At 68.2% G+C, this 13,769-nt stretch carries 14 protein-coding genes; 13 read left to right on the forward strand and 1 reads right to left on the reverse strand.

Annotated features, from left to right (window positions below; translation table 11 throughout):
• The 7 genes from prfB to H165_RS0109365 all read left to right on the forward strand — a co-directional run bounded on the left by prfB (position 1) and on the right by H165_RS0109365 (position 6,803).
• Positions 1–1,096, forward strand: a protein-coding gene (prfB, locus tag H165_RS0109335) for a peptide chain release factor 2 (protein WP_155943600.1) whose coding sequence is annotated in 2 segments (ribosomal slippage) — positions 1–72 and positions 74–1,096 — 1,095 coding nt in all. Because the reading frame shifts where the segments join, the coding sequence is not laid out codon by codon here.
• 89 nt (positions 1,097–1,185) lie between these two features.
• A complete protein-coding gene (lysS, locus tag H165_RS0109340) occupies positions 1,186–2,688 on the forward strand; it encodes a lysine--tRNA ligase (RefSeq protein WP_017938670.1) in 1,503 nt (500 codons plus the stop codon).
• Positions 2,689–2,769: 81 nt separating this feature from the next.
• The gene (locus tag H165_RS0109345) at positions 2,770–3,522 is read left to right on the forward strand and encodes a TetR/AcrR family transcriptional regulator (protein ID WP_017938671.1); all 753 of its coding nucleotides are present in this window, start codon (positions 2,770–2,772) and stop codon (positions 3,520–3,522) included.
• Between the two features lie 148 nt (positions 3,523–3,670).
• Positions 3,671–4,222, forward strand: coding sequence for a hypothetical protein (locus tag H165_RS0109350; RefSeq protein WP_017938672.1), 552 nt, complete (start codon positions 3,671–3,673; stop codon positions 4,220–4,222).
• Between the two features lie 19 nt (positions 4,223–4,241).
• On the forward strand, positions 4,242–5,534 hold the full coding sequence (locus H165_RS0109355; RefSeq protein ID WP_017938673.1) for a flavohemoglobin expression-modulating QEGLA motif protein: 1,293 nt from the start codon (positions 4,242–4,244) through the stop codon (positions 5,532–5,534).
• Between the two features lie 34 nt (positions 5,535–5,568).
• Positions 5,569–6,480: an alpha/beta hydrolase gene (locus tag H165_RS0109360; RefSeq protein ID WP_017938674.1), complete on the forward strand. Its 912-nt coding sequence runs from the start codon at positions 5,569–5,571 to the stop codon at positions 6,478–6,480.
• On the forward strand, positions 6,477–6,803 hold the full coding sequence (locus H165_RS0109365) for a PA3694 family proteiin (protein ID WP_017938675.1): 327 nt from the start codon (positions 6,477–6,479) through the stop codon (positions 6,801–6,803). Before H165_RS0109360 ends, H165_RS0109365 begins: the two co-directional genes overlap by 4 nt.
• 24 nt (positions 6,804–6,827) lie before the next feature.
• On the opposite strand, the gene H165_RS0109370 is transcribed toward H165_RS0109365, so the two are convergent.
• Positions 6,828–7,172 carry a hypothetical protein gene (locus H165_RS0109370; protein ID WP_017938676.1) on the reverse strand — a complete coding sequence of 115 codons (345 nt, stop codon included), beginning with the start codon at positions 7,170–7,172 and terminating at the stop codon, positions 6,828–6,830.
• Between the two features lie 187 nt (positions 7,173–7,359).
• Here H165_RS0109370 and ppc point away from each other — a divergent pair, with 187 nt between their 5' ends.
• The 6 genes from ppc to H165_RS0109400 all read left to right on the forward strand — a co-directional run bounded on the left by ppc (position 7,360) and on the right by H165_RS0109400 (position 13,756).
• Positions 7,360–9,996 carry a phosphoenolpyruvate carboxylase gene (ppc, locus tag H165_RS0109375; RefSeq protein ID WP_017938677.1) on the forward strand — a complete coding sequence of 879 codons (2,637 nt, stop codon included), beginning with the start codon at positions 7,360–7,362 and terminating at the stop codon, positions 9,994–9,996.
• A 157-nt stretch (positions 9,997–10,153) separates the two neighbouring features.
• Positions 10,154–10,801: an adenylate kinase gene (gene adk / locus H165_RS0109380; RefSeq protein WP_017938678.1), complete on the forward strand. Its 648-nt coding sequence runs from the start codon at positions 10,154–10,156 to the stop codon at positions 10,799–10,801.
• Positions 10,802–10,966: 165 nt separating this feature from the next.
• Positions 10,967–11,644, forward strand: coding sequence for a tRNA (adenosine(37)-N6)-threonylcarbamoyltransferase complex dimerization subunit type 1 TsaB (tsaB, locus tag H165_RS0109385; protein ID WP_017938679.1), 678 nt, complete (start codon positions 10,967–10,969; stop codon positions 11,642–11,644).
• A 99-nt stretch (positions 11,645–11,743) separates the two neighbouring features.
• Positions 11,744–12,055: a hypothetical protein gene (locus H165_RS0109390; protein WP_017938680.1), complete on the forward strand. Its 312-nt coding sequence runs from the start codon at positions 11,744–11,746 to the stop codon at positions 12,053–12,055.
• Positions 12,056–12,060: 5 nt separating this feature from the next.
• Positions 12,061–12,915, forward strand: coding sequence for a DUF72 domain-containing protein (locus H165_RS0109395; RefSeq protein ID WP_017938681.1), 855 nt, complete (start codon positions 12,061–12,063; stop codon positions 12,913–12,915).
• 67 nt (positions 12,916–12,982) lie between these two features.
• The gene (locus tag H165_RS0109400) at positions 12,983–13,756 is read left to right on the forward strand and encodes a class I SAM-dependent methyltransferase (protein ID WP_017938682.1); all 774 of its coding nucleotides are present in this window, start codon (positions 12,983–12,985) and stop codon (positions 13,754–13,756) included.
• The last annotated feature ends 13 nt before the right edge of the window (positions 13,757–13,769 follow it).

Genomic DNA, 13,769 nt, shown 5'->3' on the forward strand with positions numbered 1-13,769 from the left:
ATGGAAATCAATCCGATCCTCAATAGCATCAAGGACCTGTCCGAGCGCACCCAGATCATTCGGGGGTATCTTTGACTACGATCAGAAGCATGACCGTCTGATCGAAGTCAATCGCGAACTCGAAGACCCGAACGTCTGGAACAATCCCGAGTACGCGCAGAATCTCGGTCGCGAGCGCGCCCAGCTGGCCCAGGTGGTGGAAACCCTGGACGAGCTGAGCAGTGGTCTGGCCGACTCCCGCGACCTGCTGGACATGGCCGTGGAGGAGAACGACGAGTCCGCGGTGAACGACGTCGCCGTGGAGGTCGAGCGCCTCCGCGAGATCCTCGAGAAGCTGGAATTCCGCCGCATGTTCAGTGGCGAGATGGACCCCAACAACTGCTACCTGGACATCCAGGCCGGCTCCGGCGGCACCGAGGCTCAGGACTGGGCCAACATGCTGCTGCGCATGTATCTGCGCTGGGCCGACAAGCACGGCTTCGACACCGAGATCGTCGAGCTCTCCGAGGGCGAGGTCGCCGGCATCAAGAGCGCCACCGTGCATATCAAGGGCGAGTACGCCTTCGGCTGGTTGCGCACCGAGATCGGCGTGCACCGACTGGTGCGCAAGAGCCCGTTCGACTCCGGCAACCGTCGCCACACCTCGTTCACCGCGGTGTTCGTGTCGCCGGAAATCGACGACAACATCGAGATCGAGATCAACCCGGCCGACCTGCGCATCGACACCTATCGCTCCTCGGGTGCCGGCGGTCAGCACGTGAACACCACCGACTCGGCGGTGCGCATCACCCACGTGCCGACCAACACCGTGGTGAGCTGCCAGAACGAGCGCTCCCAGCACGCCAACAAGGACCGCGCCATGAAGATGCTGCGCGCCAAGCTGTACGAGCTGGAGATGCAGAAGCGCAACGCCGCCGCCCAGGCCCTGGAGGACTCCAAGTCGGACATCGGCTGGGGCCACCAGATCCGCTCCTACGTGCTCGACCAGTCGCGCATCAAGGACCTGCGCACCGGCGTGGAGCGCAGCGATTGTGACAAGGTGCTCGACGGCGATCTGGACGAATACCTCGAGGCCAGCCTCAAGCAGGGCCTCTGATGCCAGAAGCCCGTGCAGGAGCGACCGTCGGACGGCGGCGCGCTCCTGCCCACCACTCACTTTGAAGATACGCCAAGCAGACAGACGACATGAGCGACCAACCTCTCGACCAGCACGAACTGCAACAGGAAGAAAACCGGCTTATTGCCCTGCGCAAGGAAAAGCTGGCTGCCATCCGCAAGCAGGGCAACGCCTTCCCCAACGACTTCCGGCGCGACAGCTACTGTGGCGAGCTGCAGAAGCAGTACGCCGACAAGAGCAAGGAAGAGCTGGAAGCGCTGGCCGTGCCGGTCAAGGTCGCCGGGCGTATCATGCTCAACCGCGGCGCTTTCATGGTCATCCAGGACATGAGCGGCCGACTGCAGGTCTACGTCAACCGCAAGGAGCTGCCGGCCGAGACCCTGGAAGCCATCAAGACCTGGGACCTGGGCGACATCATCGCCGCCGAGGGCATCCTGGCCCGCTCCGGCAAGGGCGACCTGTACGTGGACATGCGCAACGTGCGCCTGCTGACCAAGTCGCTGCGCCCGCTGCCGGACAAGCACCACGGCCTGACCGACACCGAGCAGCGCTACCGCCAGCGCTACGTCGACCTGATCGTCAACGAGGAAACCCGCCATACCTTCCGCGTGCGTTCCCAGGTGATCGCCCACATCCGCCGCTTCCTCGGCGAGCGCGGCTTCCTCGAAGTGGAAACCCCGATGCTGCAGACCATCCCCGGTGGCGCCGCGGCCAAGCCCTTCGAGACCTACCACAACGCGCTGGACATGCCCATGTACCTGCGCATCGCCCCGGAGCTGTACCTCAAGCGCCTGGTGGTCGGCGGCTTCGAGAAGGTCTTCGAGATCAACCGCAACTTCCGCAACGAGGGCGTGTCGACCCGACACAACCCCGAGTTCACCATGCTCGAGTTCTACCAGGCCTATGCCGACTACGAGGACAACATGGACCTCACCGAGGCCCTGTTCCGCGAGCTGGCCCTGGCCGTGCTGGGCACCACCGACGTGCCCTACCAGGGCAAGGTGTTCCACTTCGGCGAGCCCTTCGCCCGTCTGTCGGTGTTCGAGTCGATCCTCAAGTACAACCCGGAGATCAGCGCCGCCGACCTCCAGGACATCGATAAATGCCGGGCCATCGCCAAGCAGGCCGGCGCCGACGTCAAGGGCTTCGAGGGCCTGGGCAAGCTGCAGACGATGATTTTCGAGGAGCTGGTGGAGCACAAGCTGGAGCAGCCGACCTTCATCACCCGCTATCCGTTCGAAGTGTCGCCGCTGGCCCGCCGTTCCGACGACGATCCGAGCGTCACCGACCGCTTCGAGCTGTTCATCGGCGGCCGCGAGATCGCCAACGCCTACTCCGAGCTGAACGACGCCGAGGACCAGGCCGAACGCTTCATGCAGCAGGTCAAGGACAAGGATGCCGGTGACGACGAGGCCATGCATTACGACGCCGACTTCGTGCGCGCCCTGGAGTACGGCATGCCGCCGACCGCCGGCGAGGGCATTGGCATCGACCGCCTGGTGATGCTGCTCACCGATTCGCCGTCGATCCGCGACGTCATCCTCTTCCCGCACATGCGCCCGCAGGCCTGACGGGAAACTGCCAAAGCCGCCTTCGGGCGGCTTTGGCGTCCTTGCGGGGCCCGCATTGCTTCCGGACCACTCTCCGCCACAATGAACGGAGAGCCCCCTCCGATCGAGGTGAACAGCACAGTGTCGCAATCCTCCAGCCCAGACCGCGCGGCCAGGGTGGCCAGCAGCGTTGCCGAAAGCGTTCGGTACCAGGGGCGCAAGACCAGCCGGCAGGGAAGCGAACAGCGCCGCCAGGCGATTCTCGACGCCGCCATGCGCATCATCGTTCGCGACGGGGTGCGCGCGGTGCGCCACCGGGCGGTGGCCGCCGAGGCCGGGGTGCCGCTGTCGGCGACCACCTACTACTTCAAGGACATCAACGACCTGATCACCGACACCTTCGCCCAGTTCGTCGAGCGCAGCGCGGCGGACATGGCGAAGTTCTGGGGCTCCACCGAGGGCCTGCTGCAGGAGAAGGTCGGCCAGATGGACGGCAGCCCGGAGTCGCGCCGGCGCCTGGCCGACGACATCGCCGTCCTGGCGGTGGCCTACGTGCGCCAGCAACTGCTCAGCCGCCGCGACCAGCTGCTCGCCGACCGTGCCTTCCAGCAGGAGGCGCTGCTCAATCCGCGCCTCCACGAGCTGTTGCGTGCCCACCGGCGCATTCTCCTGCAAGGCGTCAACCATTTCTTCGAGGTGCTCGGTTCGCGGCAGCCGGAGCAGGATGCCAAGGTGTTGACGGCCATCATCGAGGAGATGGAATATCAGGGCCTCATCGATGGGGTGGACCACCTGGACAACGTGGACATGCTGGCCATCCTCAAGCGCTACATGTATCTGGTGCTGGGGCTCTAGGCCCGTCTTCCGGCCCCCGTGGTAGCGGGGGCCGTCGCATTCAGGGACCGAAACCTGACCCTTTTCGGAGCGAGTCGCGGGGCAACCTTTGCTAGGGTTAATAACCAAGGGTACCGAGGCCGGTCCGAGCCATCACAAGGAGTGCGCAATGAAAGCCTGGCGTCTGCTGTTCGCCATGTCCTTCCTGCTGTTGAGCGGTTGCCTGGTGACCCTCCGGGAGCCGATCCCCGCCAACGAGGCGGCGCCCATTCCGCTGCTCGGCGAGTGGACGCGGCGCAACGAGTGGGGAGAGCAGCAGTACCTGGAGATCAGCCGGGCCGGCTCCAACGTCTACAAGGCGATCACCTACGTGAACAGTCCGGACGACCTGGAGAGCCTCAAGGAATACGGCTTCACCGTCGCCCACCACGGCGACCGCTGGTACATCTCGGTGGGTCTGCCGCAGAGTCTCGGGGCCAACTTCGCCATCGCCGGCTTCGAGCTGACCCGCGACAACGAGCTGGTGCTCTACAGCCTGGACGTCGATCGCATCCAGCAGGAGCTGCAGAGCGGCACCCTGCAGGGGCTCAGCTTCGACACCCCGGAGGGCGACGGGGCGCTGCTGACCAGCCCGCTCGCCGAGGTGCTCGCCTATCTGGACGATCCGGCCAACGCCGACGTGTTCGTCGAGGCGGCGCGCTTTCAGCGCGTCGGTCAGTGACGGGGCGGTCTGCATGGGGATGAACGATCACGTCGTGTTTGACGAGTACCAGCTGACCATCCGCGCGCTCTCCGACCGCCTGGTGGAGGCCCAGGCGCCGATCCGCGTGCTGGATGCCATCAAGTGGGACGACGCCATCCGCCAGGATTTCTACACCCACCAGGGCAAGCAACCGCCCAGGGTGGACCGCGACTACTACCTCAAGTGCCGGCCGCTGGCCTTCGACCCGGAGGCCAAGAAGCGCGAGTTCCAGAACATCGAGCGGGACATCACCCGTCTGCTCGGCCAGTTCAACCCGGTGGGGCAGATCATGCGCCGCATGTGCCGCGAGTACCGCATGGTGATCCGCATGCTCGAGGCACGCGGCACCCAGGACTTCGGGCTGATCTCCCAGGAGCTCTACGGTGCCGCCTCGGACGCCTTCCACGCCGGCGACCCGACCCTCGCCGACCTGGGTCTGATGCTCTCCGACTACCTGAACAACATCGCCGAGCGCGGCGACCTGGAGGACGAGCCCAAGACCCTCACCGCCAAGGACGCCGTGGAGATCCTGCAGAGCCGCCTGAGCGCGGTGTTCGGCGACGACGCCATTCGTGTCCTGGAGTCCGACGGCATAGTCGCCGACGCGGCGGCCGGCGCCGACTACATCAAGGTGCGCAGCGACGCCATGTTCAACGAGCGCGACGTGCGCGCCCTGGAGGTCCACGAAGGGCTGGTCCACGTCGGCACCACCCTGAACGGCCTCAACCAGCCGATCTGTACCTTCCTGGCCAAGGGCCCGCCGTCGTCCACGGTGACTCAGGAAGGGCTGGCCATCCTCATGGAGGTGATCGCCTTCGCCTCCTATCCGGTGCGCCTGCGCAAGCTGACCAACCGCACCCGGGCCATCCACATGGCCGAGGAGGGCGCGGACTTCATGGAGGTCTACCGCTTCTACCGCGACCAGGGCTACGGCATGGAGGAAAGCTACGGCAGCGCCAGCCGGGTGTTCCGTGGCTCGACCCCGGATGGACTGCCGTTCACCAAGGATCTGTCCTACCTGAAGGGCTTCATCCTCATCTACAACTACATCCAGCTGGCGGTACGCAAGGGGCGTCTGGAGCAGATCCCTCTGCTGTTCTGCGGCAAGACCACCCTGGAGGACATGCGCACCCTGCGCCAGCTGGTGGATGAAGGTCTGGTGATCCCGCCGCTCTATTTGCCGCCGCAGTTCCGCGATCTCAACGCCTTGTCGGCCTGGATGTGCTTCTCCAACTTCCTCAACCATCTGAGCCTGGAGCGCATTGAGGCGGACTACGCGAACATCCTCTGAGCCGTTGCCGCTCGCAGTGCCCCAAGGGAAGCCCATGTACAGCCAGCCAGGGAAGATATTCGGGACGTTCGCGCCGCTGCTGCTCGGCCTGCTGCTCGGCCTGGGCGGCTGCAGCCGGCTGCTGTTCTATCCCCAGCCGGGGCTGCCCTTCACCCCGCAGCGCGCCGGCCTGGAGTACCGCGATCTGGAGCTGCGCGCCGCCGATGGCACCCGCCTGCACGCCTGGTGGCTGCCGGCCAGGGCCGGTGTGGCGGTCAACGGCACGGTGCTGCACCTGCACGGCAACGGCGGCAACCTGGCCAGTCACCTGGGCGGCAGCTGGTGGCTGCCGGAGCAGGGCTACCAGGTGCTGATGCTCGACTACCGCGGCTACGGACTGTCCGCCGGCGACCCGGCGCTGCCCGAGCTGTACCAGGACATAGACGCGGCCTTCGCCTGGCTGGAGCAGGCGCCGGAGGTGCAGGGCAAGCCGCTGATCCTGCTCGGACAGAGCATCGGCGGTGCCCTGGCGGTGCACTACCTGGCCGGGCACCCGCAGCGCTACGAAAGGCTGAGCGCCCTGGTGCTCGACGGCGTGCCGGCCAGCTACCGCGAGGTGGCCCGCTACGCGCTGGGCAACGCCTGGCTCACCTGGCCGCTGCAGGTGCCGCTGAGCTGGCTGGTGCCGGACGGCGACAGCGCCATCCGCTCGATCCGCCAGCTAAAGGGCGTGCCGCTGCTGATCTATCACAGCCTCGACGACCAGGTGGTGCCCCTTTCCAACGGCGTGCGCTTGTATCAAGCTGCGCCCCCGCCACGGGCATTCCAGCCGACCCGCGGTGGTCACGTGCAGACCTTCGCCGAGCCGGTGTGGCGCGAGGTGATGCTGCGCTTCCTCGAGGATCCGCAGGGCTTCGCCGGCCTGCGGCGGCTGGCCGAGCTCCCCAACCCCGAGAACCCGCAATGAGTGAAGAACGCAATCTCATTCCCTGTATCCTCACCGCCGTGGCCAGTGTGATCGTCACGGTCGGCTCGCTCTGGTACTACGGCTACCTGCACTTCGCCAAGCCCGAGGATGCCCGCCTGCTCGCCGAGTTCACCATGCTCAAGACCATTCCGGGCGAGGACGTGAAGCTGGCCTTGGAGCCGGCGCGCCAGGTGGCGATGTGCATCGACGGTGTGCTGGTGCTGTTCGACAGCCAGCAGAAGGGCCTCTCCGGCGTGCTGGTGGACGAGCGCAAGAGGGCCGTGCGCTGCGCCGGCCAGGAAACGCCCCAGGAAATCCGCTGAAACTCCCCGGCCGCGGGTTGCGCTTCAGTGGTTGGTGCTGTCCCGCTGCTGGCTGAGCTCCTGCAGGTACTTGCGCGACAGGGCGAGGAAGCGCGGTGTCGGGCCGATGTCCTCGTAGAGGGGGTCGCCCATCTCGTCGAAGGCCACCACCTGGCTGCCCTTCACGTAGGGCAGGCTGGCCTCCAGCTCGTCCAGCGCGGCGCAAACCAGCTCGCTGAGCAGTTCCTCGACGTTGCGCCGCGGATACATCTCGGCCAGCGCCGCGAGCCGGGCGGCCGACTCCAGATCAAGGTGCACCGCATAGGTGGTGTGCGTCATGCGGCCCTTGGCGCTCTGTTCCCAGTGGCGAATCAGTTCGCGGATCTTCATGGCTACCTCTGTTGCGCCCGCAGGCGCTGATTCCGTGCGTGCCTTCCGAACCCCGGCGGCTCCCTGTTCCATCCCGCCTGTCTTCAGCCTAGACCGCCGTGCCGCGCGCGCCGCCCGCTCTGTCGCGCGCTTGTAAGAACTGGGCGCGCTGGGCCACTCTTGATCGAGGCGGCAGTGGAGGGTGGTCATGACGGAAATCGACGTACGTCTGCGCGAAGAGGTTCACCTGCTCGGCGAACTGCTGGGCGACTGCATCCGTGCCCAGCACGGTGCCGCACTGTTCGACAGGATCGAGCGCATCCGCCAGGGCGCCAAGCGTGCCCGCCAGGGCTCCGCCGCCGGCGCCGAGCAGCTGGCCGACGAGCTGGATGGTCTGGCCGAGGACGAGCTGCTGCCGGTGGCGCGCGCCTTCAACCAGTTCCTCAACCTGGCCAACATAGCCGAGCAGTATCACCGGGTGCGCCGCCTGCGTCCCGACGAGCCGGAGCCTTTCGAGGCGCGGGTGCTCCCCGATCTGCTCGCCCGTCTGCTCGCTGACGGCCACGCTCCCGAGGCCTTGGCCCGCCAGCTCGCCGCACTGGACATCGAGCTGGTGCTCACCGCCCACCCCACCGAAGTCGCCCGCCGCACCTTGATCCAGAAGTACGACGCCATCGCCGCCCAGCTGGCCGCCCTGGATCACAGCGACCTCAGCCCCCGCGAGCGGCAGCGCATCCGCGAGCGCCTGCGCCGGCTGATCGCCGAGGCCTGGCACACCGAGGAAATCCGGCGTAGCCGGCCGACTCCGGTGGACGAGGCGAAATGGGGCTTCGCGGTGATCGAGCATTCACTCTGGGAGGCGGTGCCGGCCTTCCTGCGCGGGGTCGACGAGGCCCTGCAGGCCGCCACCGGCCAGCGCCTACCACTGCACGCCGCGCCGTTGCGCTTCGCTTCCTGGATGGGCGGCGATCGCGATGGCAACCCCAACGTCACCGCCGCGGTGACCCGCGAAGTGCTGCTGCTGGCGCGCTGGATGGCCGCCGACCTCTACCTGCGCGACGTCGATGCCCTGGCCGCGGCACTGTCCATGCAGCAGGCCAGCGAGGAGCTTCGCTTGCGCGTCGGCGTGCATCCGGAACCCTACCGGGCTCTGCTCAAGCAACTGCGCGAGCGCCTGCGCGCCACCCGCGCCTGGGCCGAGGCGGCGCTGGAGCAGGAGCTGCCGCCGGGCCCTGAGGTGCTCCACGACAACCGCGAGCTGCAGGAACCGCTGGAGCTCTGCTATCACTCCCTGCACGCCTGCGGCATGGGGGTGATCGCCGATGGCGCGCTGCTCGACTGCCTGCGCCGCGCCGCCACCTTCGGGCTGTTTCTGGTGCGCCTGGACATCCGCCAGGACGCCGTCCGGCACACCGCGGCGCTGGAGGAGATAACCGCCTACCTGGGCCTCGGCCACTACGCCGCCTGGGACGAGGAAACCCGCATCGCCTTTCTGCTCCGCGAGCTGGACAGCCGCCGGCCGCTCCTGCCGGCCCATTACCGGCCCTCGCCAGACACCGCCGAGGTGCTCGCCACCTGCCGAGTGGTGGCGGCCGCGCCGGCTGCGTCCCTGGGTTCGTACGTGATCTCCATGGCCGGTGCGCCCTCCGATGTGCTGGCGGTGCAGTTGCTGCTCAAGGAGGCTGGGCTGCAGCGACCGTTGCGTGTGGTGCCGCTGTTCGAGACCCTGGAGGATCTGGAACGGGCTGGCCCGGTGGTCGACCAACTGCTCGCCCTGCCGGGCTACCGCGAGCGCCTGCACGGTCCGCAGGAGGTGATGATCGGCTACTCCGACTCGGCCAAGGACGCCGGCACCTGCGCGGCGGCCTGGGCCCAGTACCGTGCTCAGGAGGATCTGGTGGAGGTCTGCCGGCGGCAGGGTGTCGAGCTCCTGCTGTTCCACGGTCGTGGCGGTACCGTGGGACGTGGCGGCGGGCCGGCCCACGCGGCCATCCTCTCCCAGCCGCCGGGCTCGGTGGTCGGGCGCTTCCGCACCACCGAGCAGGGCGAGATGATCCGTTTCAAGTTCGGTCTGCCGGCCATCGCCGAGCAGAACCTCAACCTCTACCTGGCCGCCGTTCTGGAGGCCACCCTGTCGCCGCCGCCGGCACCGAAGGCGCAGTGGCGCGCGCTGATGGAGCGCCTGGCCGCCGACGGACTGAGCGCCTATCGTGAGGTGGTGCGCGAGCACCCGCAGTTCGTCGCCTACTTCCGCCAGGCGACCCCGGAGCTGGAGCTCGGTCGCCTGCCCCTGGGCAGCCGGCCGGCGCGGCGCCGGGAGGGCGGCGTGGAAAGCCTGCGGGCGATCCCCTGGATCTTCGCCTGGACCCAGATGCGCCTGATGCTGCCGGCCTGGCTGGGCTGGGAGCGGGCTCTGGGCAGGGCTTTGGAGCGCGGCGAGCAGGCGCTGCTGGCGGAAATGCGCGCGCACTGGCCGTTCTTCCGCGCACGCATCGACATGCTGGAGATGGTCCTGGCCAAGGCCGACCCGCAAATCGCCGAGCTCTACGACCGGCGTTTGGTCGCGGAGGAACTGCGACCGCTGGGGCGTCATTTGCGCGACCTATTGTCGCAGGTCTTTAGTGCGGTATTGGCTCTGACCGGTCAGTCGCAGCTGCTCGAGCAGAGTCCGCTGACCCGTCAGTCGATCGCTGTCCGCAATGCCTACCTGGACCCGCTGCACCTGCTCCAGGTGGAGCTTCTGGCGCGGTCCAGACGGTCAGAAAGTCGTCCGGGAGAGCCCCTGGAGCAGGCCCTCCTGGTGAGCGTCGCGGGCATTGCCGCGGGGCTGCGCAACACCGGTTAGGGGCCTGTCCGTTCCGACTTTCGGCTGCTTGTGCAGGCTGGGGGTGCTGTGTATCTTGAGCAGCCCTTCTGGCACCCCGGCACAACCGGAGGCCTATTGAGATGAGCCCCACGAGGCGAGTCCGACGACCGAATAATTACTCTTGAGGAGCACATCAATGCGCGTGATTCTGCTAGGGGCGCCCGGAGCCGGCAAAGGCACTCAGGCTGGCTTCATCACCAAGAAGTTCGGCATTCCGCAAATTTCCACTGGCGACATGCTGCGCGCCGCGGTCAAGGCCGGCACCGAGCTGGGCCTGAAGGCCAAGAGCGTGATGGAAAGCGGCGGCCTGGTCTCCGACGACCTGATCATCAATCTGGTCAAGGAGCGCATCGCCCAGCCCGACTGCGCCAACGGTTTCCTGTTCGACGGTTTCCCGCGCACCATCCCGCAGGCCGAGGCCCTGCGCGAGGCTGGGGTGACCATCGATCACGTGGTGGAGATCGCCGTGGACGACGAGGAGATCGTCAAGCGCATCGCCGGTCGCCGCGTGCATCCCGCTTCCGGTCGCGTCTACCACGTCGAGCACAATCCGCCGAAGGTGGCCGGCAAGGACGACGAAACCGGCGAGGACCTGATCCAGCGCGACGACGACAAGGAAGAGACCGTGCGTCACCGTCTGTCGGTCTACCACTCGCAGACCAAGCCGCTGGTCGACTTCTACCAGAAGCTCGCCGCCAGCGAAGGCACCCCGAAGTACAGCTCGATCTCCGGCATCGGCAGCGTCGAGGAAATCACTGCCCGGGTGCTGGCCGCGCTGAGCTGAGTCCGGCTGCGTCCCGCCTGTCGACGGCCCGCTCTGGCGGGCCGTCGTCGTTTCCGGGACAGGGAAATCCGGTCAGGCGGTGGGCCGGGGAGGGCGGCGCGGCTGGCAAAAAGCGCTGCAAACCGTTTTAATGCCCGCCCCATCCCGCTTGTCCGAACGAATCGCATGACCACCCTGCTGGCCCTGGATACCGCCACCGAAGCCTGTTCCGTCGCGCTCCTGCACGAGGGGCGGGTACTCAGCCACTACGAGGTGATTCCGCGCCTACACGCCCAGCGCCTGCTACCGATGGTCAAGGCCCTGCTGGCCGAGGCCGGCGTCGGTCTGAGCGCCCTGGACGCCATCGCCTTCGGCCGCGGTCCGGGGGCCTTCACCGGGGTGCGCATCGCCATCGGCGTGGTGCAGGGCCTAGCCTTCGGTCTGGAGCGCCCGGTACTGCCGGTCTCCAACCTCGCCGCGCTGGCCCAGCGGGCGCTGCGCGAGCGCGGCGTGCAGCAGGTGGCGGCGGCCATCGACGCGCGGATGGACGAGGTCTACTGGGGCTGCTATCAGGCCGAGGCCGGCGAGATGCGCCTGCTCGGTGCCGAGGCGGTGCTGCCGCCGGAGCGGGCCGCATTGCCGCGCGGCGCGGCGGGTGACTGGTTCGGCGCCGGCACCGGCTGGGGCAGCTATGCCGCGCGTCTGGCGGTGCCGGTGACCGGCCAGGACGGCAGCCTGCTGCCCCACGCCGAGGACGTGCTGGCACTGGCCGGTTTCGCCTGGGCGCGCGGCGAGGCGGTGAGCGCCGAGCAGGCCCAGCCGGTCTATCTGCGCGACCAGGTGGCCACGCCCAAGGGCAGCTGAGCCGCAGCGGAAATGCTCGCCGGCGATTGCCTGCGCCTGGCCCCTTGGCTAGATTGACCAGTCATCCATACCTGACAGTTTCCGCTTCCGGATTGCCCGATGCGCATCAACGGTTTCCCGTCCACCACCTACTCGCTGGATCGCGCCGTCCGCCCAGGATCGGAGGTCCCCCCATATCGCGAGATGGTAGGGAGCGGCGCCGCGCCCCGCGAGGCGAACCCTGCCAGCCAGCCGTCCCGCGTCGCCCCGCCCGGCAGCGCGCGGCCCGGCTCCCTGGCCGAGCTGACCACCCCCTACCGACCGGCGCTCAACAGCTACGCGGCCCAGGCCCTGGCCAGCTACGCCAGTACCGCCAGCCTGGCTGCGGACCCCGATGCCCTGGAGGTGCTGGGGCTGGATCTCTACGCCTGAGTCCGGTGCTGCCCTACTACCTCGGCTGTCCGTCCTGGAACGAACCGGCCTGGCGCGGCGGCTTCTATCCCGTCGACGTCCGTCCGGCGGAAACCCTCGAGCACTATGTGCGGGTGTTCAACTGCGTGGAGGGCAATACCACCTTCTACGCCCGCCCGTCGCCGGCCACGGTGCAGCGTTGGGCGCAGACCATGCCGGCCGGCTTCCGCTTCTGCGCCAAGCTGCCGCGGGACATCAGCCATGGCGGCGACCTGCGCGATCAGCTGGAGGCCAGCCAGGCCTTCCTCGATCTGCTGGCGCCTCTGGGCGAGCGGCTGGCGCCACTCTGGTTGCAGCTGCCGGCCAGCTTCGGGCCGCCGCGCCTCGCCGAACTGACCGCCTGGCTGGAGGCCTTCTCCGAGCGGCGGATCGCCGTGGAAGTGCGCCATCCGGCGTTCTTCGCCAGGGGCGAGGAGGAACGGGCGCTCAATCGTCTGCTGCATGCCCGCGGCGTCGAGCGCATCTGCCTGGATGCCCGGGCGCTGTTCGCCTGCCGCGCGAGCGATCCGGCGGTGCTCCATGCCCAGGCCAAGAAGCCGCGGGTGCCGGTGCGCCCGGCGGCGTTCACTTCCTCTCCGCAGGTGCGCTTCATCGGCGGCCCGGACCTGGATGCCAACGCCGCCTACCTTGCCCCTTGGCTGGACAAGGTCGCGGCCTGGATCGAAGCCGGGCGCACGCCCTACGTGTTCCTGCACACCCCGGACAATCACCTGGCCGCCGAGCAGGCGCTGCGTTTCCACGCCCTGCTGCGCGAACGTCTGCCCGGCCTGCCGGCACTGGAAACCTTGCGCCCGGCCCGCGAGCAGTTGGGCCTGCTCTAGTGCGGATTGCTCCCGCGGCCTGGCGGCGGCGGGTTAGAATCGCGGCTTTGCCAAATCCGCCACGCCCATGATCGCTTCCGCACCGCGTATCCTCGTCCAGCCCCTCGCTCCCGTCTACCGTGCCGCCGCCGAGCAGTGGGCCGCGCGTCTCGGTCTGCCGCTGGACGGCGAGGCAGAGTTCGCCCTGCAGCTCGGTGACGAGGGCCTGCAGCTGGTGGAACTGGGGCCCCAGGCGCCCGGGCCGGTGCGCGTGGACTTCGTCGGCGGCGCGGTGGCGCACCGCCGTAGGTTCGGTGGCGGCAGTGGGCAGATGATCGCCAAGGCGGTAGGCGTGCAGTCGGGGGTGCGCCCGCGGGTGCTGGACGCTACCGCCGGCCTGGGCCGCGACGCCTTCGTGCTGGCCAGCCTGGGCTGCGAGCTGACCCTGATCGAGCGTCAGCCGATCATCGCTGCGCTCCTCGAGGACGGTCTGGCCCGCGCCGCCAGTGATGCGGAGGTGGGCCCCATAGTGGCGCGCATGCGCCTGCTCTCCGGCGACGCCATCCGGCTCATGCAGGCCTGGGCAGGGGAGGCGCCACAGGTGATCTACCTCGATCCCATGTTCCCGCACCGCGACAAGAGCGCCCTGGTGAAGAAGGAGATGCGTCTGTTCCGCCCGCTGGTGGGTGACGATCTGGACGCCCCGGCGCTGCTCGAGGCCGCCCTGGCCCTGGCCAGCCACCGGGTGGTGGTCAAGCGCTCGCGCAAGGCGCCGGCCATCGCGGGGGCGAAGCCGGGATACAGTCTGGATGGCAAGTCCAGCCGCTACGACATCTATCCGCTGCGCAAGCTGCAGGCCTGAGGCGCCGTTCCTG

Source organism: Pseudomonas thermotolerans DSM 14292, from assembly GCF_000364625.1.
Lineage (GTDB): Bacteria > Pseudomonadota > Gammaproteobacteria > Pseudomonadales > Pseudomonadaceae > Aquipseudomonas > Aquipseudomonas thermotolerans.